Annotated in this window: 21 protein-coding genes; 10 read left to right on the plus strand and 11 right to left on the minus strand. The window is 63.9% G+C overall.

Annotated features, from left to right (window positions below; translation table 11 throughout):
- Positions 1-41 precede the first annotated feature (41 nt).
- A complete protein-coding gene (locus P9M14_11355; GenBank protein MDP8256336.1) occupies positions 42-968 on the minus strand; it encodes a DUF6263 family protein in 927 nt (308 codons plus the stop codon).
- A 129-nt stretch (positions 969-1,097) separates the two neighbouring features.
- On the opposite strand from P9M14_11355, the gene P9M14_11360 reads away from it, so the two are divergent.
- Entirely contained in the window at positions 1,098-2,249 is a 1,152-nt protein-coding gene (locus P9M14_11360) for a mechanosensitive ion channel family protein (protein MDP8256337.1), read from the plus strand.
- A gap of 11 nt (positions 2,250-2,260) precedes the next feature.
- On the opposite strand, the gene P9M14_11365 is transcribed toward P9M14_11360, so the two are convergent.
- The gene (locus P9M14_11365) at positions 2,261-3,187 is read right to left on the minus strand and encodes a pentapeptide repeat-containing protein (GenBank protein ID MDP8256338.1); all 927 of its coding nucleotides are present in this window, start codon (positions 3,185-3,187) and stop codon (positions 2,261-2,263) included.
- Positions 3,188-3,364: 177 nt separating this feature from the next.
- Between P9M14_11365 and P9M14_11370 the strand changes: the two genes are divergently transcribed.
- Complete coding sequence (locus P9M14_11370) at positions 3,365-4,948, plus strand: aldehyde dehydrogenase family protein (GenBank protein ID MDP8256339.1); 1,584 nt, start codon at positions 3,365-3,367, stop codon at positions 4,946-4,948.
- A 6-nt stretch (positions 4,949-4,954) separates the two neighbouring features.
- Here P9M14_11370 and P9M14_11375 read toward each other — a convergent pair whose 3' ends face one another.
- The 3 genes from P9M14_11375 to P9M14_11385 are packed head-to-tail and all read right to left on the minus strand — an operon-like array spanning position 4,955 to position 7,288.
- Positions 4,955-5,395, minus strand: a complete 441-nt coding sequence (locus P9M14_11375; GenBank protein MDP8256340.1) for a hypothetical protein — start codon at positions 5,393-5,395, stop codon at positions 4,955-4,957.
- Positions 5,392-6,051, minus strand: coding sequence for a hypothetical protein (locus tag P9M14_11380; GenBank protein MDP8256341.1), 660 nt, complete (start codon positions 6,049-6,051; stop codon positions 5,392-5,394). The genes P9M14_11375 and P9M14_11380 overlap by 4 nt, the downstream gene beginning before the upstream one ends.
- A 16-nt stretch (positions 6,052-6,067) precedes the next feature.
- A complete protein-coding gene (locus tag P9M14_11385; GenBank protein ID MDP8256342.1) occupies positions 6,068-7,288 on the minus strand; it encodes an ATP-dependent 6-phosphofructokinase in 1,221 nt (406 codons plus the stop codon).
- 294 nt (positions 7,289-7,582) lie between these two features.
- On the opposite strand from P9M14_11385, the gene P9M14_11390 reads away from it, so the two are divergent.
- Positions 7,583-9,586, plus strand: a complete 2,004-nt coding sequence (locus P9M14_11390) for a glycosyltransferase family 39 protein (protein ID MDP8256343.1) — start codon at positions 7,583-7,585, stop codon at positions 9,584-9,586.
- A 5-nt stretch (positions 9,587-9,591) separates the two neighbouring features.
- Here the strand turns inward: P9M14_11390 and coaE are convergent, their stop codons facing one another.
- Positions 9,592-10,191: a dephospho-CoA kinase gene (gene coaE / locus P9M14_11395; protein ID MDP8256344.1), complete on the minus strand. Its 600-nt coding sequence runs from the start codon at positions 10,189-10,191 to the stop codon at positions 9,592-9,594.
- Positions 10,188-10,892, minus strand: coding sequence for a PHP-associated domain-containing protein (locus P9M14_11400; protein ID MDP8256345.1), 705 nt, complete (start codon positions 10,890-10,892; stop codon positions 10,188-10,190). The genes coaE and P9M14_11400 overlap by 4 nt, the downstream gene beginning before the upstream one ends.
- 203 nt (positions 10,893-11,095) lie before the next feature.
- Here P9M14_11400 and P9M14_11405 point away from each other — a divergent pair, with 203 nt between their 5' ends.
- From P9M14_11405 to P9M14_11435, 7 genes are read left to right on the plus strand one after another with little or no spacing between them, the layout of a single operon-like run.
- A complete protein-coding gene (locus P9M14_11405) occupies positions 11,096-12,889 on the plus strand; it encodes a long-chain fatty acid--CoA ligase (protein MDP8256346.1) in 1,794 nt (597 codons plus the stop codon).
- 55 nt (positions 12,890-12,944) lie between these two features.
- Complete coding sequence (locus tag P9M14_11410; protein ID MDP8256347.1) at positions 12,945-14,054, plus strand: 2-hydroxyacyl-CoA dehydratase family protein; 1,110 nt, start codon at positions 12,945-12,947, stop codon at positions 14,052-14,054.
- Entirely contained in the window at positions 14,054-15,265 is a 1,212-nt protein-coding gene (locus tag P9M14_11415; GenBank protein ID MDP8256348.1) for a 2-hydroxyacyl-CoA dehydratase family protein, read from the plus strand. The genes P9M14_11410 and P9M14_11415 overlap by 1 nt, the downstream gene beginning before the upstream one ends.
- A complete protein-coding gene (gene larE, locus P9M14_11420; protein ID MDP8256349.1) occupies positions 15,265-16,083 on the plus strand; it encodes an ATP-dependent sacrificial sulfur transferase LarE in 819 nt (272 codons plus the stop codon). The genes P9M14_11415 and larE overlap by 1 nt, the downstream gene beginning before the upstream one ends.
- A gap of 31 nt (positions 16,084-16,114) precedes the next feature.
- On the plus strand, positions 16,115-19,492 hold the full coding sequence (locus P9M14_11425) for a glycosyltransferase (GenBank protein ID MDP8256350.1): 3,378 nt from the start codon (positions 16,115-16,117) through the stop codon (positions 19,490-19,492).
- A complete protein-coding gene (locus P9M14_11430; protein MDP8256351.1) occupies positions 19,489-20,007 on the plus strand; it encodes a hypothetical protein in 519 nt (172 codons plus the stop codon). Before P9M14_11425 ends, P9M14_11430 begins: the two co-directional genes overlap by 4 nt.
- The gene (locus tag P9M14_11435) at positions 20,004-21,305 is read left to right on the plus strand and encodes a nucleotide sugar dehydrogenase (protein MDP8256352.1); all 1,302 of its coding nucleotides are present in this window, start codon (positions 20,004-20,006) and stop codon (positions 21,303-21,305) included. The genes P9M14_11430 and P9M14_11435 overlap by 4 nt, the downstream gene beginning before the upstream one ends.
- Here the strand turns inward: P9M14_11435 and P9M14_11440 are convergent.
- From P9M14_11440 to ispH, 4 genes are read right to left on the minus strand one after another with little or no spacing between them, the layout of a single operon-like run.
- Positions 21,302-22,036: an RNA pseudouridine synthase gene (locus P9M14_11440; protein MDP8256353.1), complete on the minus strand. Its 735-nt coding sequence runs from the start codon at positions 22,034-22,036 to the stop codon at positions 21,302-21,304. The two genes, P9M14_11435 and P9M14_11440, sit on opposite strands and share 4 nt — an antisense overlap.
- On the minus strand, positions 22,033-22,962 hold the full coding sequence (locus P9M14_11445) for an RluA family pseudouridine synthase (protein MDP8256354.1): 930 nt from the start codon (positions 22,960-22,962) through the stop codon (positions 22,033-22,035). The genes P9M14_11440 and P9M14_11445 overlap by 4 nt, the downstream gene beginning before the upstream one ends.
- Positions 22,959-23,744, minus strand: coding sequence for a class I SAM-dependent methyltransferase (locus tag P9M14_11450; GenBank protein MDP8256355.1), 786 nt, complete (start codon positions 23,742-23,744; stop codon positions 22,959-22,961). The genes P9M14_11445 and P9M14_11450 overlap by 4 nt, the downstream gene beginning before the upstream one ends.
- Positions 23,741-25,465 (minus strand): 4-hydroxy-3-methylbut-2-enyl diphosphate reductase, encoded by a 1,725-nt coding sequence (gene ispH, locus P9M14_11455; protein MDP8256356.1) that lies wholly within the window; start codon positions 25,463-25,465, stop codon positions 23,741-23,743. The genes P9M14_11450 and ispH overlap by 4 nt, the downstream gene beginning before the upstream one ends.
- Between the last annotated feature and the right edge of the window lie 76 nt (positions 25,466-25,541).

The following is a 25,541-nucleotide window of genomic DNA, read 5'->3' on the forward strand; positions in this document are numbered from 1 at the left end:
GCTTCGACTACAGCACGGGCGGTGCAATCGACGGCAGGCAGCTATTTGACCTGCAGTATGATCGTGGCCGTAATCGCCATCGACATCGTTGCCTGACCCTCTTCGCCCATGGACATCGCCATATCGATCAGGTCCTCGGAGCGCACCACGGTGCCGCTATTGGTGTTGAAGTCGATGTTGCCCTCGACCTTGAGCCGGTCGACCTTGGTCGGCGGATCTCCGGGATTGGCCGGCTGCTCCAGGGTCTTGCGCAGATCGTCGGTCTTGACCGCGTACTCGAGCTTGGCCAGGTCGCCCTCGCGCGATTTAAGCGTGATTTGGGCCGGCATTGTATCGGCGTCGACCACCTCTCCGCCCCAGATCTTCTCCCAGGAGTCACCGGGTTTGACCTTCTTTTGCGGGTCCAGGTCGCGGATGTTGACTAGCGCGCCGATATCGGTGGTATCGGAGAACAGGCTGTCGAACTCACCGGCCACGGCCTGCTTATCTTCGGGCGTCGAGATCTTGGACTGAACCGACTCGACCAACGCTTCGCGTCCGTCGACCTGCACCACGTTGTTCTTGTTGTCCAGCACAACGACCACCGGCTTATTGACCAGCGCGGCATAGAGCTGTTGCTCCGGAGCGCCGGGCTCATCGCCGGAAATGGTGCTGTAGGTCTTGGCCGGCTCGCCCTGGCTTGTCTCCTCGAGCTGCACCGAGCGCACTGTGATCTGAATCCGACGTCGTTTCTGATCGTTGGGCTTGAGCACCTCGCGGTCGAACTCGATGGTGCGCTTGGTCTGCGCGTCGCCAAGCGAAGAGCCGAACATCGTCAGGCTCATCTGTAGGTTCATCGTCTGTACGTAGCCAAGCTTGTCGCCCGGCTTGAACTTGGACTCCAGCTCGCCCGCGACAGCGGCCGTGGCGACCATCGCCAGGCACAGGGCGATCGACAGGGTCCAGGCAGTGCGTCTCGAAATAATCATCGAACAATCCTCCACGCGGATGTGAAGCCTCCGTTTATCATGGGGCGAATTCCAGAGCAAGCGGGATTGACATCGCCGGGTCGATCTGGAAGTTTCAGCCCTGTGCCTGGATAACCGTAGAGGAGCTAGATGGAAACCAACGCGGCCAACGGACTAATGGCGATGATCCTGGAATACGTCAAATACGAATTCATGGGGATCGCGGCCTGGCAATATTTGGCGGCCTTCGGGCTGATCTTGCTGGGCTACGTGCTCAAGCGGGTCGTGGTCGCGGTGCTGGGCAAGGCGCGCTGGGTGGCCGACAAAACCACGGTGCGCATCGACGACATCGTGATCACCGCACTCGAGCGCCCGTTGGGAACGGCCTGCGTGCTCGGCGGCCTGGCCCTGGCGGTGGTGATCTTGCCGCTGCCCACCGAGCCGTTGAACATCGAGCGCTTTGCCTACGCCGTGCTGCGCGCCGCCTCGACCCTGCTGGTGATCTGGTTCCTGGTGCGCCTCTCCGACGGGCTGATGAGCTACTGGGAGGAGCGCGCCGAAAAGACCGAGAGCAAGTTCGACAACCAGTTCGTGCCGATCCTGCGTAAAAGCCTCAAGGCGTTCCTGGTCGTGATCGGACTGGTGATGATCCTGCAACACCTGGGCTACTCCGTGACCTCGCTGCTCGCGGGACTTGGCATCGGCACCGCGGCCATCGCCCTGGCCTCCAAAGACACTTTGGCCAACCTCTTTGGCTCGATCGTGATCTTCGTGGATCGGCCCTTCGCCGTGGGCGACTGGGTCGAGATCGGCTCGGTGGAGGGGACTGTCGAGGAGGTCGGCCTGCGCGTGACCCGCATTCGCACCTTTGCCAACAGCCTGATTACGATTCCCAACTCCCAGCTGACCACCACCGCCATCAACAACTGGTCGCGGATGAAAAAACGCCGAATTAAGATGCGCGTGGGCCTGACCTACGACACCACGCCCGAGCAGATGGAGGCCGCGGTGCTCAAGATCCGCGAGGCCATCGAGTCCGACCCCAACCTGCACCACGACTTCTATTTGGTGAACTTCGAGGAGCTGGCCTCAAGCTCGCTGAACATCTTTATCTACTGCTTTACCGTGACCACCAACTGGGCCGAGCATATGCAGGCCAAACAGGAGTTCCTACTGCGGCTGATGCGCGTGACCCACGAACTCGGCCTGGAGTTCGCCTTCCCGACCCAAACCTTGCACGTGCCCGAGCTGACCCTGGAATCAGGCGCACCCGAGGCCATGCTATCGGACGTACCTCGATAGGTAGAATCGAATTAGCTTCTGCGAGCCAACTTGCTGACGAAGGCCGGGATCAGGATAACGAGCATCACGTAGCCCAGTAACATTTCTATATTCACTGCTGTGGCCGCGACGTTTGTGTGGGGAACTAGGTTGCTGGAACCAATGGGTACGAAAGTGAAAAAGCTGTAGTGCATGACGCTGAATCGGGTCCAAGGCAAAGGCTCAGCATCAAATGAGCCAGGCGGCAGAAAGTCATAGAATAAGAATCCGAAGCCAATAGGTAGGACAATACATAAGCCAAGCAAGAGCCAGAGAAACCTCCCGCAGTCAGCGAATATCAGCCAGGGATAGTAGAGGACTTTTTCCCTCTTCGTCTCCTGTAGCTCTTCAAGATAATCCTGGTCCTGGGCAAAGCGCTTGAAACGCTGACTGCCGTAGCAACCCTCGACACGAATGCCTCTGCACCTCGTTTTTCGATTAAAAGTAACCCCAGCAACATTGGCTTTTTCCAGGTTCGCGAAGCCGAGGTAAGCGCCCTTGAGGTGTGACCCAATGAGGTCAGCTCCATCGAGGTGTGCCCCATTTAGGAAAGCGCCCTTGAGATGCGCCCCAGAGAGGGCAGCGCCCTGGAGCTGCGCCCCCAAGAGTTTAGCTCCCTCGAGATGCGCCCCTACAAGGTTGGTTTTCTCGAGATGCGCCCCAATGAGGTAAGCGCCATTGAGGTGTGCCCTGCTGAAGTTAGCACCCTCGAGGTGTGCCTCAAAGAGGTTAGCGCCCTCGAGGTGTGCCTCGCTGAGGTCAGCGCCCTTGAGGTGTGCATCATTGAGGATAGCGCCCTTGAGGTGCGGAAACCATCTAGGGTTTTCCTTGCGAAGTTCGTTCCATTCCTTGACCCGGCTTTCCTGAAGCATGGCGATTGCTTCTTCTTTGGAAATCGGGGGCTGATATTTGTCGGTCATGGTCCAACCCTTAATAGACTTAGTTGCTAAGTGTACAAGTCATGCAAGCCCTGCGTCGATTAGTTAGACATTCCACAAGAGCCTTTGCAACCTGCAACAACCGGCCCGCAATACGAGCTACGTCATAAGCTGCCTTGCGATGCTCTGCGAAGATCCTATCCAAGATTGGAGGGCACTATGCAGAGCAATCCCAAGGATGCGGACCCTAAAAATATAATCCTCTCACGCAGCCCGTCCACTGGCGAGATTTTAGGCGAGGTGCCGATCACATCGCGCGAGCAGGCGGCCCAGGCTATCGAGTCGGCGCGCGTGGCGGCCCGGCAGTGGGGCGAGACCGACTTTCGCGAGCGCGAAAAGGTGCTCAAGGCTGCCAACGACTACATCTACAAGCACTTCGACCGCATTGCCAAGCTGATCTCGGATGAGAACGGCAAGTCGCGGGTCGAGGCGGTGAGCGCGGAAATCACCCCCGCGATGTACACGATCAAACATCTGGCGGACAACGCCCGGCGCATTCTCTCGGACGAGCCGATCTCGATGTTCCTCTGGGGACTGGCGGGCAAGACCAGCACGATCCACTATTTGCCCTGGGGAGTGATCGGCATCATCTCGCCCTGGAACTACCCTTTCGGCATCCCCATGACCCAGCTCAGCGCGGCGCTGGTGGCGGGCAACGCGGTGGTGCTCAAGCCCAGCTCGTCCACGCCGCTGATCGGCGAGATGATCAACGAGATCTGGGCCGCGGCCGGATTGCCCGCGGACGTGCTGAGCGTAATCCAGGGGCCCGGACCTTTGGGCGAGGTGCTCATCGAGCAACGCGTGGATCGGCTGGTGTTCACCGGCTCGGTGGAGATCGGCCGCCACGTGGCGCGGCTGGCCGCGGACAAGCTGATCCCGCTGACCCTCGAGCTGGGTGGCAAGGACCCGGCGATCGTGCTTGAGGACGCGGACCTCGAGGCGGCCACCAGCGGCATTCTCTGGGGCGCCATGGCCAACGCGGGCCAAACCTGCGCGAGCATCGAGCGCGTGTACGTACACGACTCGATCTTCGAGCCGTTCGTCGAGCTGATCACGAAAAAGGCGCGCAGCCTGCGGGTGGGGCCGGACCGCGATTTCGACACGGACGTGGGCGCGATCACCAGCAGCGGCCAATTGCGAATCATCGAGCAGCAGGTCGAGCAGGCGCGGGCCGCCGGAGCCACGGTGCTCTGCGGCGGGGACTCGCCACAGATCGAGGGCGGGCGCTTTTTTCCGCCGACGATTATCATCGACGTGGATCACACAATGCCGGTCATGGCCGAGGAGACCTTCGGCCCGCTGCTGCCGATCATGCGTTTTACCGATGTGGAGCAGGCAATCGAGCTGGCCAACGACTCGCCCTTCGGCCTCTCGGCCAGTGTCTGGACCGCGGATATCGCGCGCGGCAAAGGCATCGCCCGCAAGCTGCGGGCCGGGACCGTGACCCTCAACGACAGCCTCTACACCTACGGCTTGGCTGAGACGCCCTGGGGCGGAATCAAGGACTCGGGCTACGGCCGGACCCACGGTCGCGACGGACTGCTGGAGATGGCGCGGCCGCTGCACGTGGCGTCGGATCGCTTCTTTAAAATGAAGAAGCCCTGGTGGTACCCCTACAACCGCGAGCTGTACGACTCGCTCAAGCGCGGCCTGGCGTTCCTCACCGGCGTCAATATTGGCAAGCAGCGCAGTGCGGGATTATTCAAGCTGATTAAAAGCTTCTCGCCCAAGAGCAGGCTCTGATCGGAATCAGGGGTTGTAGCGGTCGACCCAGACGCGGACCACGCTTGCGGCGCGGTTGCCCCGCGCATCTTCGGCCATGGCGTAGATGTCCAGGTAGCGAAAGTTGGGGTTGAACGGGACGTTGAGCGTTCCCGCGATCCGCGCGTCGCGCAGCGGCACGGCCAGCCGTTCCAGCCCGTACTGGAGCTGCATCGGATGCACGTTGAGCAGCGCCACGCAGTGCCACTGGATCATCACCACGTCGTAGGGGCCTGTGGCGCGCACGCTGATCGCCAGCTCGTCGCCGATGGTCGCTCGGACGCCGTTGGCCGGAGTCTCGATCGATACGCTCAGGGCCTGCTCGCCTTGATCCGGGCAGTCCAACTCGTCGCGCTCCTCCTCGCAGGCGCACAGCGCCAGGCAGGCGATCAACGCGGTTATCATTAACAATTCGGTAAATCGCCTCATCTGCCGACCTCCAAACATCCCGCACCGACCTCCACCAGGTTCTCATTGCCGGCGTTGCCCAGATATTCGACCAACGCCCCGTCCTCGCACTGGACCACGGCGCCGTTGCCCACGGCCACGTTGGAGTACATCCCGATCCAGCTATCGGCGTCGGCAATCAGCGAATAGTCCGAGAACTCGAGGATCGAGTCGGCCACCACAACTTCGGAGTTCTGGGCCAGTACGCCGATCTCGAGGTAGGGCAGTTTGCAGCTGAGCACGGTCACTCGGTCGCTGTCGATCACGTGCAGCGCCGTGCCAAATGTCTGGGGCAGGTCCGGATCGCCCAGCAGCACCAGGCCGCTGATCGTCACGTCCGAGGTGCCCGCGATCGTGCTGGCCTGCTGGCCCTGAAACAGGCGCGCCGCGTCGATCCCGCCGGCGCAGAGGTACAGCGGCTTGTCGATGTACAGGCTCTCGTAGTAGTTGCCGCGCAGCACATAGACCGTGCCGCCTGCCGCGCAGGCGTCGATCCCCTGCTGGATCGAGACGAACGGAAGCTCGGCGCTGCCGTCGCCGTCGGGCTCGGCGTCGATGGAGACGTAGACTTGATAGGGGTCCAGGGCGCAGGCCGGACCCGCCGCGAGCAGCACGGCCGCCAGGATCAAAGTCAGCAATCTTTGGTTCGTGAGTCTAGTCTCCGAAGCTGATACCCATCAGTTTACTGTTCTGCACCAAGTCCGACTCGGGGTCAACCTTGCGCAGGTGGCCCACGGCGTCGGCGATCGGGACGCTGCGGATCTTGGTGCCGCGGATTACCACCATCCGGCCCCACTTGCGTTCGGCCACCGCATGCGCCGCGGCCATGCCCAGCCTGGTGCACAACACCCGGTCGTGGGGTGTGGGCGTACCGCCGCGCTGCAAGTGTCCCAGAACAGTATAACGGGTTTCCAGCCCGGTGAGCTCGTGAATCCTGGTCGCGACCTCGGAGCCGATCCCGCCAAGGCGGACCGGATCGCAGCTGTCGTTGACCATCTCGCGCACCACCATCTCGCCGTTCTTGGCGCGTGCGCCCTCGGCCACGCAGATAATCGAGAAACGACGACCGCGGCGGTTGCGCTCGAAGATCTTGCGGCAGATCTCGTTGTAGTCGAAGGGGATCTCGGGGAGCAGGATGATGTCTGCGCCGCTTGCCACCCCGGAGTGCAGCGCGATGTGACCCGTATAGCGCCCCATGGTCTCCAGCACCATCACCCGGTGATGGCTCTCGGCCGTGGTCTGCAACTTGTCGATGGCCTCGGCGGCCGTATTCATCGCCGTGTCAAAGCCGAAGGTCACGTCCGTGGCCGGCAGGTCGTTGTCGATGGTCTTGGGAACGCCCACCAGGCGCACGCCGATCTTGTCGAATTCATTGGCAATGTGCATTGTGCCATCGCCGCCGATCACCACCAGCGCGTCGATGTCCTGACGCCGCAGAGTACCGATCACCTTCTTTGAGTAATCGACGGTCACAACCTTACCATCCTCCTCCTCTTTCCAGGCGAAGGGGTTGCCGCGGTTGGTCGTGCCCAGGATGGTTCCGCCACGACGCTCGAGACCGGAAACATTGTCATAAGTCAGTTCGACGATCCGCGGACGCCGCACCAGTCCCTCGAAACCGTCGCGCACGCCGATCACCCGCCATTTGTAGCGATACTGCGCGGTCTTAACCACCGCGCGGATCACTGCATTGATCCCCGGGCAATCCCCACCGGCGCTGACGACCCCGATTTTTTTAATGCGAAATCGTCTTTTAGTCCGAGGTCCGTCAGGCGAAAAATCCGACGAAGCGTCCTGTTCGCCTTGGGCTTCGTTGGAATATTCCTCGTTGTCTTGGTCTTGCCTTTCGTCGATCTCTTCCTCGAACGGATTCATGAGTATTCCTCATAGTACGATGAATTAACGATCAAATACTGGGGGTGCCTCCACCTGAGATAAGCTCATAGCACAACCCAAAGGCTATTTCCAGAAATTTTTGCTTAGCTTTTCACTTCAAGAGAGCAGGAGGATACAATTTCTTGTATTCAAGCCCAGCCATTGCAAATGATCAACCGCATTTAGACTTGGCGGAAAGGGCGAAATTGTCGGAACTGCAACCACGATCCGCGTTGATAAAAATTGTTAAACCATCGAGGTACGGGTAATCTCTTTACACTGATGACAAGCTCGATGATCAGACTGTCAATGTTGGGCGATCTGGGTGCGCCGGCGATTTTGCGCGGGTTCGCCCTGGTGGCGCTGGTGCTGCTGGGCAGCGCCGGGATCGGACGTTTTCTGCGCAAGCGCATGATTGCAAAGGCGATCCCCGCGCAGAACAGTATCGACATCGCCCTTGGCCTGGGCCTGTGGGGCCTAATCTGCCAGTTCTATGGACTATTTGTGGGCGTGGGCCGCAGCTCGGCGCTGGTGCTGCTGATCGTGCTCGCCGCGTTGGGTGCACCGAGCCTGGGACGTGCTTTGCGTTGGGTGGTGCGCGCCAATAAATCGCGCGGCCCGCTGCTCGGCGCGTTGGCAAGCGGCCCGCTTTTCGATCGGCTGTTGGGTCTGAGTATTTTGATCGTCAGCAGCTGGACCGTGCTCGCGGCGCTGACCCCGGAGATCGAGCCCGACGCACTGGCCTACCACCTGCAACTTCCACGGCTGTGGCACGAGCAGGGGCGGATTTTCCTGCCCTACGATTTATACATGGCGGGCTATCCGCTGTTGGCCGAGACGCTGTTCTGGCCGTTGTGGTCGTTGGGCGCGCCGCTGGCCGCCAAGTGGCTGCATCTGGCCGCGGGCCTGGTCGTGGTCATGGGCGTGATCGATTTCAGCGCGGCGTTGCACGGCCGTCGCGCCGGGCTGCTCGCCGGGCTACTGCTGGTCTCGGTCCCGGGCTGGATCTGGTCGAGCACCACGGCCAACGTCGATCTGATGCTATGCCTGTTCGTCTGGGCCGCGGTGGTGCTGGTGCTGCTGCGCGAGCTGGAGTGCGGTCGCGGCGTGCTGCTGCTCGCCGGGATCTGCGCCGGACTGGCGCTGAACGTCAAGGTCACGGCCGTGATCTTTGTCGCCCCGCTGTTCGTACTGGCCGCCGGGCTGTCCCTGCGGCGCTCCCGGCTGAATTACGGCAAGCGCAAGATTTTGATCGCGCTGTTCGACCTGGCGCTGGCGGCGCTGCCGGCCGTTGCACTGTTCATGCTTTGGCCGCTGAAGAATTGGTTGCTGGGCGTGCCCGCGCTCTATCCCGCGGCGATCGACCCCTGGCGCGCGGGCTGCACGGTGCTTCGCATTGCCCAGCATCCCTGGTGCGCAGCCGGGCCCAATTGCGAGCTGTGGTGCGAGGACGCGGCCCTGGTGACCTTCATCAAGGTCCAGCTGCTCAACCTGTTTGGCATGGGCAAGGACGCCGCCGGGTTCGCCTTGCTGCCCTGGAACCTGACGTTGCACCCGGAGAAGTTCGGCGGCGTGCCCCTGGGATTGGCCTGGCTGCCGCTGTGGGCCCTGGTGCTGGGCCTGCGCAAGCCCGACGTGGGCAGCGTTAGTTTGTTGTTTGCAAGCGCCCTGGGCTTTGTTGCCTGGTCGCTGGGCAGCCAGCAGTCGCGCCTGCTGCTGCCGTTGCTGCCGCTGTGCGCCACGCCCCTGGTGCTGCCCCTGGCGCAGCCTGCACTCCTGCGCATGGGCAAAGGCAGCGCAAAGCTGATCAGCACAATTTTCAGCGCGCTGCTGGTGGCCGCGGCCGTGGCCGGGCTGCCCGCGATCTATCCGCTGTTGTATGGTGATCCGCTGTTCAAGACCCAATCGGCATTGACCGTGTTCGAGCGCCGCGCACCGCTGGAGCTGCTCGTTTCGCATGCGCATAACGACGCGCTGAGCCTGCTGCTATCCGCCGAGCAGGTCGTGGCCGCGGACGAGGCCGTGCTCACCAGCGGGGTCGAGGAGTACCTCTACACTGACCTGGAGCTGATCTCGCCGTCCCACTCCCCGCGCGCATTTGGGGTGGAGTACGAGCTGCGCAACGGGTCGTGCGATCGCGCCCAAGAGCTGTTGCAACTCCACCGGCTGCGCTACGCGATAAGCAGAAACGATGAGGCGGCCGAGCGCTTTGGCCGCTGCGCCGTCGAATTTAAGCCGCTACTGCAAACCCGCCACAGCGGCTATTCGCTGTTTGAATTAAACCCAGGCGGGCAATGACGCCGTCAATGCTGTGATTTGAGGGTCTGCCAGAGCCGCTCGACCTGGCGCTGCAACGCTTCGAGGCTGCCGTTGTTGCGAATCGCGAAGTCGGCGTAGTCCAGCTTCTCCTTCATCGGCATCTGCGAATCCAGGGCTGCTTGAGCTTGCTGCTCGTCCACACCGTCGCGCTGGATCAGTCGCTGGATCTGTTTGCGCTGCGTGCAATAGACCACGATCAAGCCGCTAAGCGGAAACGGATGCTCGGTCTCGATCAGCAGCGCCGCCTCGACAATCACCGGCTCGGTGCTGTGCTCGAAATGGTCGCGCACGCGGCCGACGATGCTGCCGATAATCAGCGGATGGGAGATCTCGTCGAGCTTGGCCTTGGAGTCGGGGTCGGTGAAGATCTGCTCGCGCAGCCGCCGGCGGTCGATCTCGCCGTCCGGGCCGACAATTCCGCTGCCGAACTCGGCCACGACCCGATCAAAGGCCGACTGCCCCTTGGCCATCACGTCGCGCGCCACCTGGTCGGCATCGATCACCGTGGCGCCGAGCTTGGCAAAGACCTTGGCCGCAGTGCTTTTTCCCGAGGCGATGCCTCCGGTCAATCCGTAGATTTTCATCCGTTGCCAAGCATCCGTTGGGCCTCGGGCAACAATTGGATCTGCAGCCCGCCGAAGCGTTCGCGGTCGTAATGCGGAACAACCTTGCCCTGCTTCAGCGCATCGATCATCCGGCGCGGAGTGTCGGCTGATTCGGGGAAAGTGGTCCAACACTTGAAAAAGCTTTCCTTTTCGTGGGCGTCGGAACCGGCAGTGCAGGTCAGTTTCTGCGATGTGGCGATCTGCTGCAGACGGTCGAAGTAGACCTGCCGTACCGAGCCCATGGTCGCCAGGAACAGCATTGTGCCGTTGTACAGCTCAAGGCCGTCGATGTGGCGCGCCACCTCGAGAATCTCCTTGGAGATCGGGTCGGGTCCGGTCCAGCCCGAGGATTGCGGCACGCGCGGATGGGCCCAGATCACTGCGTTGTGCTCGTCGCGGCGCAGATCGCACACCGAGCGGTGGAACACGGTGAGAGAGGACAGGTAGTCGGTGTCCTCTGAGAAAATCAGGAAATCGCCCTCCTCGGCCGTGACCTCGACCCCCCAGAGCACGCACAACTCGGGGAAGTCGCGGCTGAGCCGCGCACAGGCCTTGACGCTGCCGTGGTCGGTGATCGTGATCGCCAGGGGCATTTGCTTCTCGACGTACTCGCAGACCGTTTCGTAACTCAGGCTCGAGCAGTCGGAGAAGGTCGTGTGTAGGTGGAGGTCGATATCCATTCGGTGGTGTTCCCAGGCCTTTATATCACCCTAGCGAGCGGCCGGTCGGTTCCTCGGAATACGGACGAGGCCGACAAGCTGCAATCCTATGGCCGGTCGGCCAAGCTGTCAATTATCGATCTGGGCGTAAAAACTGTTGTCTTGCATTACCACTACCGCACAACTAGGATTGATTTTTCACCATAAGATGGGGATTTATTAAAATGGAACAGCTTACCATTCCCCGTATGGTGTTCGGCCGCGTGGCACGGCAGGGCGATCGTTTGGCCGTGCGCCATCGCCGCGGCGGGGTGTTCCACGATCTATCCTGGAACCAATACGGCGAGGCGATCGCCGACGTCGCACGGGGGCTCGAGGCGCTGGGTCTCGAGGAGGGCCAGCGCACTGCGATACTCTCCAACACGCGCATCGAGTGGCATTTCGCGGACCTGGGCACCCAGAGCCTGGCCGGCATCGCCGTGGGGATCTACCCCACGCTGCTGGCCGAAGAGGTGGGATTCATCCTGCGCGACTGCGGCGCCAAAGTCGTATTTTGCGAGGACTGGACCCAGTACGAAAAGGTCGTGCAGGTACGTGCCCAATGTCCGGAGCTGCTCCAAATTGTACTGTTGGATCCCGAGGGCGTGCAGCTCGGAGCCGACGTGCTGTCGCTCGATCAGCTACGCGCCAAGGGAGCGCAACTGCGCGAGGCCGATCCGGGCGGATTTGGCGACCTGCTCAAGCGCGGCAAGCCCGACGACCTGTTCACGATCATCTACACCTCGGGCACTACCGGCCGTCCCAAGGGGGCGATGATCTCCCACAACAACGCCCTGTCGGTCTGCCGCGCCATCGAGGAGCTAAACATCATCTCCGAGCGCGACGTATCGATCGAGTACCTGCCGCTGGCGCACGCCTACGAGCGGATCGGCGGGATGCTCCTCGGGCTCTACGCCGGCGGCGTCACCGCGATCGCCGAGAGCTTCGAGACCTTGCGCGACGACATCATCACCGTGCAGCCGACCGTGATGGTTGGAGTGCCGCGGGTGTTTGAGAAGATCTACGACTCGATCCGCAACTCGGTCGAGCAAAGCGGGACGGCTCGCCGCAAACTTTTCGAGTGGGCACTTAGCGTGGGGCGCGAGGCGCTGCCCTATCGCCTCAAACGGCTGCCGTTGCCCTACCAGCTCAAGCTGCGCTACGCCCTGGCCGACAAGTTGGTATTCACCCGGCTGGCCCAGAAGCTGGGCGGCAGGCTGCGCTTTGCGCTCTCCGCGGCCGCTCCGTTGTCCCAGGAGATCATCGAATTCTATTTCAGCCTCGGCGTGACCCTGTTGCAGGGCTTTGGCATGACCGAGTGCTCGGCTCCGGCGGCGATCACCACTCCCGAGGACCCGGCGATCGGCACGGTGGGCAAGCCGCTGAGCTGCAACGAGATCAAGCTGGCCGACGACAGCGAGGTGCTGATCCGCGGCGCCAACGTGTTCAAAGGCTACTGGAACAATCCCAAGGACACGGCCGAGGCGCTCGACGATAAAGGCTGGCTGCACACCGGAGACATCGGCGTCATCGACGCCGACGGCAACCTGATCATCACCGACCGTAAAAAGCACTTGATCATCACCGCCGGCGGCAAGAACATAGCCCCCGTGGCAATCGAGAACGCGTTGAAGTCCGAGCCGTACATCACCGAGGCGCTGGCCTACGGCGACAGGCGGCCCTACCTGGTGGCGCTGCTCACCGTGGACGAGGAACGCATCCAAAGCTTCGCCCACGAGCAGCAAATCCAGGCCGACGACTTCGCTACGCTGCTCAATAACCCGTCGATCAAAGTCTTGATCGACCACTGCGTCGAGAAGGCCAACTTGACCCTGCCGCGCTTCGAGCAAATCAAGCGCTTCCATATACTGCCCGGTCAATTCTCGATCGAAGACGGGACCCTGACGCCGACACTGAAACTCAAACGCCGTAAGATAATCGAAAGGTACTCTGAACTCATCGACGAGATGTACAACTAGGACCCGGATCTTTGATGATGGTTATCAGGCAATCATCCGGGCGAGTGAGGAGCTTATGAGCGAACAGATCCAGAGAATGGTCGAACTGGCCGCCGATCCCGCGGCCACGCTGGCCGACTACAGAAAAAGCAGCGGTCGGCCGGCGATGCTCATCGTGCCGCTGTACTTCCCACGCGAGGTGCTCGACGCCGCGGGCTTCATCCCAGCCGAGATCTGGGGCGCTGCCCTGCCGTTGGACGAGTCCGGCGCGTTTTTACAGCCGACGATCTGCTCGTTGATGGTCGGGCTGTTCGAGCTGGGACTGTCCGGCGGCCTGGAAGGGGTCAGCGGGGCTGTGTTCCCCTCGACCTGCGACACGGTGCAAAACTCCGAGAGTATCTGGGCCTCGCGTTTCCCCAAGATGTTTGTCGGCCACGTGGTGATGCCCAAGATCACCAGCGCCACGGGCGCGGGCGAGTTCATCGCGGCCCAAATCCGCGAGTTCATCGCCGCGCTGCATAAGGCCACGGGCGCCACTCTCGACGACGAGTCGTTGGCGCGCTCGATCGCCTTGGGCAACACGGCGCGCGCCGCGGCCAGAGGGCTGCTCGATCTGGCGGGGCGCGGGCTGCTCAGCGCAACCGAGCGCAACGCGGTCTACGTGCTGTACAACCTGCTGCCCTTCGACGCCTTTATCGAGCTGGCCGCAGCCGCGGCCGCCCAGGCCGAGCAGCGCAGCCCGGCCCTCGATGCCAAGCCGGTGCTGGTCTCGGGCATGGTGCTCGGGCCGCGGCCGGTGATCGCGCTCTACGACGAGCTGGGCGCGCGGATTGTAGACGACGATCTGGGCATCGGCCGCCGCAGCATCGACCCGGACGTCGACCAGAACGGCGACCCGATCGTGGCGCTGGCCGCACGGCAGCTGGGACGCCGTGCGTGCTGCACGATTCACGACTCGCAGCGCGATCGCGCGGCGGAGTTGGTCGAGCAAACCAAAGCCTGCGCAGCCGAGGGCGTGATCTTCTCGCGCCTCAAATTCTGCGACCCCGAGGCTTTCGACTACCCCTGGCTCTCCGGCGCGCTCAAAGAGGCCGGAGTACCCAGCACGTTGCTCGAGATCGACCTGGGCAGCGACGCAATCGAGGCCACAACAACCCGCATGCAAGCATTTCTGGAGAGCCTCTGATGAACGACAAAGCAGCAATCCCGCGGATCGAGGCGACGCGCAAGCTCAAAGAGCTGATGGGCATCTACTATCTCGAGGCCAAGAACGCCGAGTACAACAACCAGAAGGTGGCCTGGGTCACCTCCGGCTCGCCGGTCGAGACCTTGATCGCCATGGACGTGATCCCGATCTACCCCGAGAACCACGGCGCGATGATCGGCGTGACCCGCATGGGCGTCGAACTCAGCGAGGTGGCCGAGGGCATGGGCTACTCGCCGGACCTCTGCTCGTACTTCCGCGCCGACGTGGGCCAGGCCGCAACCGGCAACAGCCCCATCGCCGGACTGCCCAAGCCGGACTTCCTCTACTGCTGCGACAACATCTGCTCCACAGTGGTCAAGTGGTACGAGGTCCAGGGGCGCAAGTACGACGCGCCGGTGTTCTGGATCAACACGCCCTTCGTGCCCGACGAGATCACCCCGGCGCACCGCAGCTACGTGGCCGGCCAGCTCGAACAGCAGGCCTACGCCATTGCCAAGCTTCTCGGGCGCGAGTTCGACATGGAGCACTTCATCGACGTGCTGCGGCTCTCCGAACAGGCGACCCGCGTGTGGCAGGAGTGCCTCAACCTCTGCCAACACAAGCCCGCGCCCATGAGCTCCATCGACAGCTTCTTTCACATGGCGCCGATCGTCACTCTGCGCGGCACGCAGAAGTGTCTGGACTACTACACCATGCTGCGCGACGAGCTGCAGGACCGCATCGACAAGGGGATCGGCACGGTCCCCCAAGAAAAGCACCGGCTGCTGTGGGACAACCTGCCGATCTGGTTCTGGACCAAGGGGCTGGCCGAGCTGACCAACAGCCTGAGCGCGGTGTTCGTGGTCTGCACCTACACCTCGAGCTGGGATATCGGCGCGGACACCATGCTCGTGGACGACCCCTGGCAACCGATGGCCGACACCTACCTCTTCCCGTACATCAACCGCGGGATGGAGGTGCGCATCAGAATGCTCGAGAACTGGATCAAACAGTTCGACGTGGACGGCCTGGTGTTCCACTCCAACCGCTCGTGCAAAGCCTACACCCTGGGCCAATACGAGCTGGCCAAGCTGGTCAGCGAGCGCACGGGCAAGCCCAGTCTGGTGATCGAGGGCGACATGTGCGACATGCGGCTGTTCAGCGAAGCCCAGACCGTCACCCGGCTCGAGGCGTTCATCGAAAGCCTCTAATGCGTAACCCCGCGGGCCGGATCGTTGCCCTGCGTGAGCAGATCCGCGGACTGGGCTCGGCCCTGATTGCGCTCTCCGGCGGCGCGGACTCAGCGCTGCTCGCTGCCCTGGCCGCGGATGAGCTTGGAGAGAGTGCTGCAGCGGCAACCGCCGTGGGACCATTGTTTGCGCAGCACGAGGTCGAGCGCGCCCAAGGTTTGTGCCGCCGCCTTGGCCTGCGCCACGAGCTAATCGAGTTCGATCCGCTGCACCACGAGGCGTTCGTGCGCAACCCGCCGGATCGCTGCTTTTTTTGCAAACACGAGATGCTGCGCCTCTGCCGCGAGATGGCCGACCGGCTGGAACTGGAGCACGTGTGCGAGGGGACCAACGCCCAGGAGCTCTCCGAGCACCGTCCGGGCCTGGCCGCAATCCGCGAGCTTTGCATACAAACGCCACTGCTCGACGCGGGCCTGGACAAGTCCGATGTACGGCGCGCCTTAGCCAAGTTGGGGCTAAACGACTGGGTCCGGCCTTCATCAACCTGCCTGGCCACGCGCTTTGCCCACGGCATGCCGATCACCCGCGAGGGTCTGCGTCGGGTGGAGGCCTGCGAGCAGGACCTGGCCCGGATGGGGTTTACAGAGTTCCGCGTGCGACACCACGGCGATAGCGCGCGCATCGAGCTTTGCGAAGATCAACTCAGCCGGGCCCTGGATCCCAAGCTGCGGCGCGCCATCGTGACTGCCCTGCGCGGCCATGGCTTTTCCTTTGTCAGCCTCGACCTCGAGGGCTTCTCAAGCGGCAAGATGGAGCGTAACGCTGACAAAGGGGTGTAACCAACGCCGCGGCGCTGTAATATCTGAGCCCATGGAGTTCACCGGAGAACGGCTGGTCCCAGGCAAGACGCCGGACCGCGACCTGGAGCGCGAGCATCTGGCGCGCTACATCTTTGCCGCGGGCCTGGCCAAGGGCCGCCGCGTGCTCGACCTGGGCTGCGGCGCAGGGTACGGCGCGCAGCTATTGCTCCAATCCGGCGCACAGAGCGTTCTGGGCCTGGACGTCGCATCCGAGGCCGTGGAGTACGCGCGCCAAAATTACAGCGCCGATAACCTGCGCTTTGAAATCGGCGACGCCGCGAACCCCGAGATCGAACCACAGAGCTTCGACCTGGTGGTCTGCTTCGAGGTCATCGAACACCTGCTGCAGCAACGCGAGCTGGTCCAGGCAGCGGCGCGCACCCTGGTGCCCGGCGGACTGTTCGTAGTCTCCACGCCCAACGTCGCGGCCCCCAGCTACGAGGAACACGACAATCCGTTCCACGTCAAAGAGCTCAACCGCAAGCAGTTCGACAAGTTGCTGCACGGCGCGTTTCAACACGTCGAACTGCTGGGACAGTCGCGCTTCGCAGGCCACGCGGTGCTGCCGATTAAGGGCGATGCACAGCCGCGCATCGAGCGCCTCGACCTTAAGCAAAGCGATCTGGAGCCGCTGTACTTCGTGGCGGTCTGCTCCTCGCGCAAGCTGCCCAAAATCAAGCCGCTGCTGGCGCGCGCGCCGTATTTTGGCAACCTCGACGAACTGCTAAGCCACCTCAAGACGCGCGATGCGCAGATCGAGCAGCGCGACGAGCGGATCGTCGAGCTACAGGACGAGGTCGGCCGCTCCAACCAATGGGCCCAAGGCCTGGATCAAGACCTCAAGCGCAATGAGCGCGAGCTGTCGCGGGCCAAGCTGCGCATCGCGCACCAGAGCGCCGAGATCGAGCGCGTGCGCCAAACCCTGGGCTACCGACTGCACCAAAAGCTCGCCCCCTGGGCACGCGGCACGCTGACCGTGCTCAAGTTCGCAACGCGGCTGACCGCAGTTGCTTTAGGCCTGGTTCTGGCCGTGCCGCTTGGCGCGCTGGCGCTGGTGCTGCTCGTACCGCGGCTGCTGCTGGCAATCGGGCTGACGCCGCTGGCGCTATACGTCTGGCTGCGCCTACGCCTGGCCGGAAGTGCTCAGCCCAAGCCCACGGGGCCCATCGCGCCCGCGCAGCCCATCGAGCCGCAGCGCGACGGGATCAGCGTGATCGTCCCCACCTGGAACGGCCTGGACCTGGTGCGCGAATATCTACCGGGCGTGGCGCAGGACATCGCGGGCTATGCGTTCGAGGTCGAGCTGATTTTGGTGGACAACGGCAGCGACGACGGCACGGCCCAGTGGGTTGAGCAGCACTTGCCGCAGGTGCGCGTGCTGCGTTTGGATCGCAACCTGGGGTTCGGCGGCGGTTGCAACGCCGGGGTCGAGGCCGCGCGCTTCGGCATCGTCTACATGCTGAACAACGACATGCGGGTCGAGCCCGGATTCCTCGAGCCGACCTGGCAAGCGTTCGAGGATCGCGAGCTGTTCGCCGCCACCAGCCGCATCAGCTTTGAGCAGCGCGACGGCGCAGCGCGACGCAGCGAGGAGTCGGGCCTGACTGTTGCGCATTGGCATCGCGGCCTGCTGCAACTGCGGCACCTGTTCGACAACCAAAGCGACGTTGCGCCCGCGCTCTACGCCGGCGGCGGTTCCAGCGGCTATTGCAAGGCCAAGTTCCAGGCGCTGGGCGGGTTCGACGCGCTCTACGAGCCGTTCTACGTCGAGGATCTCGACCTGTCGTATCGCGCGTGGAAACGCGGATTCCGCGTGCTCTACCTGCCCCAAAGCGCGGTGGTGCACAAACATCGCGGCACCATCGGCAAACACTACAGCCGTGCGCGTCTGTTCGACGTGTTCAGCCTCAACTATTTGCGTTTCACCTGGCGCGACATCACCGGCCGTGGCGAGCTGCTGCGCCACTGCCTGTGGCTGCCGTGGTCCGCGGCCCGCACGCTTTACGGCCGCAGCTCTCCGGGACAGGGCGTGAGCCTGCGTGCGCTGATCGGCGCGCTTAAAGACTTGCCGCAGATCTGCGCCGGTCGAACCCTCGAGTGCAAGGCGGCGGTTGTAAGCGACGATACGGTGCTGCAAATCAGCTCGAACCCCCTGGCGTTCCGCGAGCGTTGCGCACGTTTGGCAAAGTCGCCCCATCGCAGCGATAAAAGCGGCGCGCCGATCTTGTTCATCTCGCCCTACTGCCCCTTTCCGCCAACCCACGGCGGCGCAGTGCGGATGTACAACGTGATGCGCCAGGTGGCCAAGCACCATCCCATCGGGCTGGTCTCGATGATCGAGCACGAGCATGAGCGCGACTCGCGCGACAAGCTGCTCGAGATCTGCGACGAGGTGCACTTCATGCTGCGCGGTCAACCCGACCGCATCAGCTGGAGCGATCCGGCCAGCGTACAAGAGTTCTACAGTGACGAGTTCGCGCGGTTGATCCAGCGTGTGCTGGCCCGCGGCGACTACCGCATTGTGCAGATGGAGTACACGATCCTGGCGCACTTCATGCCGCAAGATCCGCGGGTCAAGACCGTGTTGACCGAGATCGATCTGTACTTCGTCAGCTATCTGCGCGCAGCACGCGCGCAACGCGCATTGGGCAAACGGCTGCTGGGCTTTTACGAGTGGCTGCGGATGTTCCGCTACGAGCTGCGCTGGTGCCGACGCTACGATTTGCTGCTGGCGATGAGCGAACACGACCGCGACGTGCTGGCGCAGTACGTGAAGGAAACGCCGATCGAGGTCGCGCCCAACGGCGTGGACGTCGAGGACTTCAAGCTTTTGCCGCGCGAGCCCGACGGCCCGGAGCTGCTGTTCGTGGGCAACTTCCGTCACGCGCCGAACCTGGACGCCGCGTTGTGGATGGCGCGCGAGATCTTCCCCGAAGTGCGCAAGCGCGTACCCGATGCACGGCTGGCGATCTGCGGACCCAATCCGCCGGAGTCGATCGCGCGCTGCTCAGCCGACGAGGGGATCGAGGTCGCGGGATTCGTGCCCGACCTGGCGCCGCGCTACCAACGCGCCGCGTGCTTTGTCGCGCCGATCACCCGCGGCTCGGGCACCAGACTGAAAATTCTCGAGGCGCAAAGTTCGGGCCTACCGGTGGTCAGCACAACCCTCGGGGCCGAGGGGCTGGCAATCGAGCACGGCGAAAATTTACTTATCGCCGACAACACCGCAGACTTCGCCCAGGCCTGCGTGCGGCTGCTGACCGACGAAGCGCTGGCCCTGCGACTGCGTCGCAACGGCCGCGAGCTGGTCGAACGGGTCTACGCCTGGGAGCGAGTCGGCGATAAGCTCGAGGCGGCCTACGCGCGGCTGCTGGAGGAGGACCGATGAGGTTCCTGCTCTCGCGCGGCGCACAGACCGACGACCCGGGGCGGGTGCTGATCGTGCAGACCTGCAACCCCAACCTGCTCGAGTACGTGATCGTTGACGCGCGCAAACGCTGGCCCGGGGCCGATCTGAGCGTGCTGCTACAGCGCGGGATGCGCGAGCACGTGCGCCTGCCCCAGGGCGTGCGCGGACTGGACAATCCCGCGGGCGGACATGGGCAGTTCGCGCGCGAGCTGCGCTCCGAGCGCTTTGATCTGATAGCGTTCAGCGGCGTGCGCGACCCGGGCTATTGGAAACTGCGGCTGCTGCCGTTCTATCTCAACCCGCCGCGGATCGCGCTTTACGATCGCCACGCGCGTCCCGCTGACCTCGGACTTGCCGGATTGCTCGCAACGTTGCTGGGATCCGTGGGTCCGACCGGCGGCCCCAAGCGCCTGCTGCGCCGGCTGCTCGCGCCGCTGATTGCGGGCGGGCTGTTGCTCTACCTGTGGTACGAAAGGGCGAGGAGGGCCCGATGAACCTGCTGAAAAAAATTGAGAACCGCCAGGCCCGCGTGGGCGTGATTGGAGCCGGATACGTCGGCCTGCCGCTGGCCGTGGAGTTTGCCAAGGCCGGGTTCGACACCACCTGCTTCGACGTGGACCCCGACCGCATCGAGTCGATCAACCGCGGACGCTCGCAGATCCAGGACGTGCCCAGCGCCGATGTGCTGCGGCTCAAACGCGACGGCCTGCTGCGCGCCACCGGCGACTTTGAAGAGCTGGCCCAGATCGACGCGATCAGCATCTGCGTGCCGACCCCGCTGCGCAAAACCAAGGACCCGGACGTGAGCTACGTGGTGGCCGCGGTGGAGGAGATCGCCCTGCGCTTCAGCCCGGGCAAGCTGGTGGTGCTCGAGTCCACGACCTACCCGGGCACCACCGACGAGATCCTGCAGCCGGTGCTCGAAAGCTCGGGCCTGGTCTGCGGCAAGGACTTCCATCTGGCGTTCTCGCCCGAGCGCGTGGACCCAGGCAACCAACAATACAACACCAGCAACACGCCCAAGATCATCGGCGGCGTGACCCCGCGCTGCACCCAGGTCGCATGCGCGCTGTACGGCGCGGCGGTCGAGAAGGTTATCCCGGTCAGCTCGACGCGCGCGGCCGAGATGGTCAAGCTTTTGGAAAACACATTCCGCGCTGTGAACATCGGCCTGGCCAACGAGACCGCGCTGATGTGCGACCGGCTGGGGATCGACGTCTGGGAAGTAATCGACGCCGCGGCGACCAAGCCCTTCGGCTTCATGCCCTTCTACCCCGGACCGGGCCTGGGCGGCCACTGCATTCCCATCGACCCGCACTATCTGAGCTGGAAACTGCGCTCGCTGAACTACACCGCGCGCTTTATCGAGCTGGCGGGCGAGGTCAACTCCTCGATGCCGCGCTACGTGGTCGAGCGCTTGGCCGACCTGCTCAACGCGCGGCGTAAGCCGCTGAACGGCAGCCGGGTGCTGGTGCTGGGCACGAGCTACAAACGCGACGTGTCCGACACCCGCGAATCCCCGGCCCTGGACATTATCAAGCTGTTGGCCCAACGCGGCACGCTGGTCGCGTATCACGATCCTTTCGTCAAAAGCCTCGATTTGGGCGAGGTCGAGCTGGAGTCGGTGCGGCTAACGCCGCAGGAGCTGTCTTCAGCCGACCTGACGTTGATCGTAGCCGACCACTCGCGCTTTAACTACAACTCGATCGTGCGCAACTCGCAGCTGGTGCTGGACACGCGCAACGCCACGCGCAACGTGCGCCGCGGCCGCGACAAGATCGTTTTACTTTAGGCTGAATACTTGCGCAGCATCTTCAGCGCCAGGGCGAAGTCGGCTGCCTGTGGCGCCTCGAACGCTTGCGGCAGATCGCTTGCGGGCAACTTAATCTCGAGTCGCGCGCAGTGTAGCGCCTGACGGCTGATCAGCGGCCGCTCGGGCCGTTCGGACTTACTGCGGTAGCCGCGCTTGATCGAGCTGAGCAGCAGTTCGCGTTCGCCGCTGTTGGCCGCGTCGCCCAGCAAAGTGAAACCCGCTGCCGCCAAATGCTCCCGCACCTGGGTCTGATTTGCTCCGTTGGTCCGGCAGGCGACCATTGCGTGGCGCGCAAAGCGTTCCAAACAGATCATCTGGGTCCGGACATCCACGCTCCCGCGCGCTTTCATGGCGCGCAACGGCAGGTCGATGGTCGCGGCCGCGGGCGGCGCGCCGCTGACGATGGCTAGGTAGAGCTCGCCGACCTGTTGCTCCTGGAACTGCCGCTCGAGAAAACTGCGTGCCTGCTCATGGCGCGCGACGATCGTCACTCCCGACGTCCAGCGCTCGAGCCGGTGCACCGGCAGCACCTCATAACCCAGCTCGATCTCGATCAGGTCCAGCAGCGTGCCCTCGAGCTTATCGCGTCCCGGATCGCTGAGCAGTCCGGCGTCCTTGTCGGCGACCACCAGATCGTCATCGCAGTACAGCAAGCGTATTCCCGGTAACGGCGCAGGCCGCTCGCGCTTAGGCCCCTGTTCGCGAATCATGGTTGAGCCGCTCCGACCATCGCATGCTTGAGCGCCTCGAAATCCTCGGGGGTCGGGCAGCGAATCTCGAGCGGTACGCCCGAGCGCGGATGGTCGAACTCAAGTCCCGCGGCGTGAAGCATCGTGCGCGGTGCGCCGCGGCTCTCGCCGTAGAGCGGGTCGCCGACGATCGGCCAACCGGCGTTGGCAAGATGCGCGCGCACCTGGTGCCGCACTCCGGTGCGCATCACGGCCAAGACAAGGGCCGCACTGACGAAGCTCTCGATCACGTAGACGTCGGTACGCGCCTCGAGCGCAACGCGCGGCGCCTCCTGCGGGTCGCGCAGTACCCGCACCCGCTGGTTGCCGCGTCCCACGGCCGAGCTGATCGGCCAGGTCAGCCGCGTGTTCTCGGGCTCACCGCGCACCAGCGCCAGGTACGACTTGGCAATCCGCTTGTACGAAAACAGCGTGCGGAAGGCCTCGAAGGTCTGCTGATCGCGCGCCGCGAGCACCAGGCCCGAGGTATGAAAATCGATACGGTTGACCAATCCCGGCTGCTCGGGGCCGAAGCCCACGCCGGACATCTCGGGGTAGCGCGCCAAAATCGTGCCGGCCAGAGTCCCGCGCTCGCCGGGTTTGAGCGGATGCACGTGCTGGAACGGCGGCTTGTCCACCGCCACGAAGAACTCGTCCTCGAACGCCACGCGCAACGGCATGTCGGGTTCGGGGTCGACCGCCATGTCCAGGACCGGTGGATCGAGCTCCACCACGTCGCCCGGATCAAGCAACGCGCCCTTGACCTTGCACGGACGGCCGTTGAGCAACACCTCGCCGCCCTCGATCAATTCACGGGCGTGATTACGGCTCAGATCGTTGATCGCCGCGGCCAGGTAGGCGTCGAGCCGCACTCCTTCGCAGGAACCATCAACAGTCAGTTTGATCAACTGCGCGTCTCCTTTCGCGCGTTGACGCGCAACGCAGTGCTCAGCAATTTCAGCGGCCAGAGGCTCGTCAGCAAACGGTCGAGCCCCAGGTAGGCCCGCACGATCACTCCCGGCTCGCGCCCCAGCCCCAGGCGCGTGGGCAGGTTGCGCGGCAGCCAGTGATAAGACTCCACCAACTCCACCTTAAAACCATGTTCTCGCAACAGCCGCCCCACCCCGCGCCGCGAGTATAGCCGCTCGTGGGCAATGCGGCCCAGCAGCCGCCCCAGCGCCTCGGTCCACGACAGACGGTTGGGCAGATGGTAGATCGCCAGCAGGCCGCCGGGACGCAGAATGCGTTGGATCTCGTCAAGGGAGGCCATGTCGTCGGGCACGTGCTCGAGCACGCCGCAGCTGAGCACCGCGTCGAACGAGCCATCGGCGAACGGCAGCGCGGAATCGTCGGCTCCGCCGATTAGGGGACGCGTGCTTTGATCACCGAACAGCCAGGGCCAGGCTTGATAGTAAGTCGGCCGCACGTCGAAGCTCGTGACCTTGAGCCCGGCCGCGTCGAGCAAAAAGCTGTTGTGTCCCCAGCCCGATCCCCAGTCGAGCACGCTCGCGCCCGGCGGCAGCTGCGCGGCCAGCTCGCGCGCGATTTGCACGTACTGCGCCGCGCCCAGAGCCGAGCCGATGTGAATGCTGCGCCGGTGGCGCGTCAGCTCGTCGACCTCCAACCGCCGGCCGTACTCGATAATACGACTCAGGGCCGTATCGAGCCGCGGGGTGAGATCGTCGCTCATTGGACGATCGCCATCAGCAACACGGCCAGGAGGAAGTGGGCCTCAATCAACGCCTGGGTCCAGATTCCGTTGACCTTGCGCGGTAAGCGCATCAGCAGCGCCTCGATTCCGACCAACGCGCCGATCAGCCCCGCGGCCCAGGGCAGCCAACCCAGCAGCGCGCAACAGATCAGCCACAGGCCCAGGCCCAGGGCGGCCAGTCGCGCGGCGCGCACGCTGGCGTCGATGCCGAAGATCGTCGGCACGCTCTCGCGGCCTGCGAGCCGATCCGAGGCGAAGTCGGCCAAATCGAACAGCAGCGAGCGCAGCCAGGTCGCGGCAAGCAGCGCCAGAGTCGCGGCCAGGCAGGGTGCGGCCGCGGGGCGCGCGTACCAGGCAATGGGCCCGGCGGTGATGATCGTCCAGCCCAAAGCGACCGAGACGTTCTTGCTCGCGGCCAGGTCCTTGAGCCGCGCGGCGCCCAGTCGCGTTGCCGCCACTTTTGGAAGCAGCGGCACCGAGTAGACGAACCCGAGCAACGCCGAGACGAGCACGATCAGCGCCGGGACCGCGCCCAGCGCCGTTGCCGCAAATGCCGAGCCGACTCCCGCGGCCAGACACAGCGGCCACAACGCCAGCCGGTAGCGCCTCATGAAGCGTTGGCGTTGGGGCTCGTCGCGGTAGCGGTCCGCGGCAAAGTCGGTCAGGCGGTTGAGCAGATGGATGAACATCACGAACAGCGCCGGGACCAACAACGCCGGCAGATACAGCGCACGGTCGACGGCGAGCAGGAAGAACGCGGCCAGCGCGGCCGCGGCCAGGGCGGATGATAATCCGGCGAGCACCAGGCCGCGCAGCCCGGCGAAAAGATACAGGCTCAGCCGCCGCAGGCCCGTGGCCTCGGCGTAGGCCGCGCGTTCGCCCAGGCGCTGGACCACCTGTTCGATAACCCACGAGGGCGTGCTTGCGCCCGCGGTAATTCCCAGCCGTTGCACGCCCTCCAGGTCCAGCTCGTCGACCTGCTGCGGCTGTTCGATTTGCACGGTGCGCACGATCCCCCGGCCGATCTGCGTCAGCCGCGAGGTGTTGCCGCTGTTGCTGCCGCCGACCACCAACAGCAGGTCGACCTTGGCGGCCAACTCGCGTACTTCCTTCTGCCGCGCGCGCGTGGCGTCGCAGATCGTGTTGCGCACCTCGGGCTCGCCGGTTGCCAGCTCGCGGGCGCGATCCACCACCTCGCGGAACAACTCGGGGTCCTGGGTAGTCTGAGCCACCAGGCAGACCGGCTCGGGCAGCGGGTCGGGCAGCTCCTGCGGCCCGCCGATCACCAGGCCGCGCCCGCCGGCATAGCCCAGCAGCGCCCGCACCTCAGGGTGGTCGCGGTCCCCGAGGATGATCACGTGCTTTCCCTCGGCCGCCTGCTTGGCGATCACCTTGTGCACTGCCTTGACCTTGGGACAGGTGGCGTCGAGGATCCGCAACCCGCGCTCTCGCAGTTCCTGCTCTTGCCGCGGTCCGATGCCGTGACTGCGGATCACCGCGGTGCCACCCTGGATCTGCGCCGCGTCCGCCGCGCACAAAACGTTGCGCAGTTCGAGCAGCTCGACCACCTGCGGGTTATGCACCAGCGGACCGACAGTGGCCATCTGCCCGGCGCCGGGCCGGACCGCCTCGAGCACCATGTCCACGGCGCGGCGCACTCCCATGCAGAAGCCCGCGGTCCGGGCGAGGATAATCTCCATGATCTTTCCCTGCTGCTGATCAAGACTCGACTTCGAACACGTAAGTTTACATGATCAGAGTCCGCGAGACAGCCTG

This window comes from Candidatus Alcyoniella australis (assembly GCA_030765605.1).
GTDB classification, from domain to species: domain Bacteria; phylum Lernaellota; class Lernaellaia; order JAVCCG01; family Alcyoniellaceae; genus Alcyoniella; species Alcyoniella australis.

Bases quoted from the DNA above. Each gene is read 5' to 3' on its own strand.
- larE (MDP8256349.1), top strand. From the start codon at position 15,265: ATGCGTAACCCCGCGGGCCGGATCGTTGCCCTGCGTGAGCAGATCCGC.
- ispH (MDP8256356.1), bottom strand. From the start codon at position 25,465: ATGGAGATTATCCTCGCCCGGACCGCGGGCTTCTGCATGGGAGTGCGC.
- P9M14_11425 (MDP8256350.1), top strand. From the start codon at position 16,115: ATGGAGTTCACCGGAGAACGGCTGGTCCCAGGCAAGACGCCGGACCGC.
- P9M14_11450 (MDP8256355.1), bottom strand. From the start codon at position 23,744: ATGAGCGACGATCTCACCCCGCGGCTCGATACGGCCCTGAGTCGTATT.
- P9M14_11385 (MDP8256342.1), bottom strand. From the start codon at position 7,288: ATGAATCCGTTCGAGGAAGAGATCGACGAAAGGCAAGACCAAGACAAC.
- P9M14_11360 (MDP8256337.1), top strand. From the start codon at position 1,098: ATGGAAACCAACGCGGCCAACGGACTAATGGCGATGATCCTGGAATAC.
- P9M14_11370 (MDP8256339.1), top strand. From the start codon at position 3,365: ATGCAGAGCAATCCCAAGGATGCGGACCCTAAAAATATAATCCTCTCA.
- P9M14_11365 (MDP8256338.1), bottom strand. From the start codon at position 3,187: ATGACCGACAAATATCAGCCCCCGATTTCCAAAGAAGAAGCAATCGCC.
- P9M14_11400 (MDP8256345.1), bottom strand. From the start codon at position 10,892: ATGGATATCGACCTCCACCTACACACGACCTTCTCCGACTGCTCGAGC.
- P9M14_11405 (MDP8256346.1), top strand. From the start codon at position 11,096: ATGGAACAGCTTACCATTCCCCGTATGGTGTTCGGCCGCGTGGCACGG.
- P9M14_11410 (MDP8256347.1), top strand. From the start codon at position 12,945: ATGAGCGAACAGATCCAGAGAATGGTCGAACTGGCCGCCGATCCCGCG.
- P9M14_11355 (MDP8256336.1), bottom strand. From the start codon at position 968: ATGATTATTTCGAGACGCACTGCCTGGACCCTGTCGATCGCCCTGTGC.
- P9M14_11430 (MDP8256351.1), top strand. From the start codon at position 19,489: ATGAGGTTCCTGCTCTCGCGCGGCGCACAGACCGACGACCCGGGGCGG.
- P9M14_11415 (MDP8256348.1), top strand. From the start codon at position 14,054: ATGAACGACAAAGCAGCAATCCCGCGGATCGAGGCGACGCGCAAGCTC.
- P9M14_11375 (MDP8256340.1), bottom strand. From the start codon at position 5,395: ATGAGGCGATTTACCGAATTGTTAATGATAACCGCGTTGATCGCCTGC.
- P9M14_11390 (MDP8256343.1), top strand. From the start codon at position 7,583: ATGATCAGACTGTCAATGTTGGGCGATCTGGGTGCGCCGGCGATTTTG.
- P9M14_11440 (MDP8256353.1), bottom strand. From the start codon at position 22,036: ATGATTCGCGAACAGGGGCCTAAGCGCGAGCGGCCTGCGCCGTTACCG.
- P9M14_11435 (MDP8256352.1), top strand. From the start codon at position 20,004: ATGAACCTGCTGAAAAAAATTGAGAACCGCCAGGCCCGCGTGGGCGTG.
- coaE (MDP8256344.1), bottom strand. From the start codon at position 10,191: ATGAAAATCTACGGATTGACCGGAGGCATCGCCTCGGGAAAAAGCACT.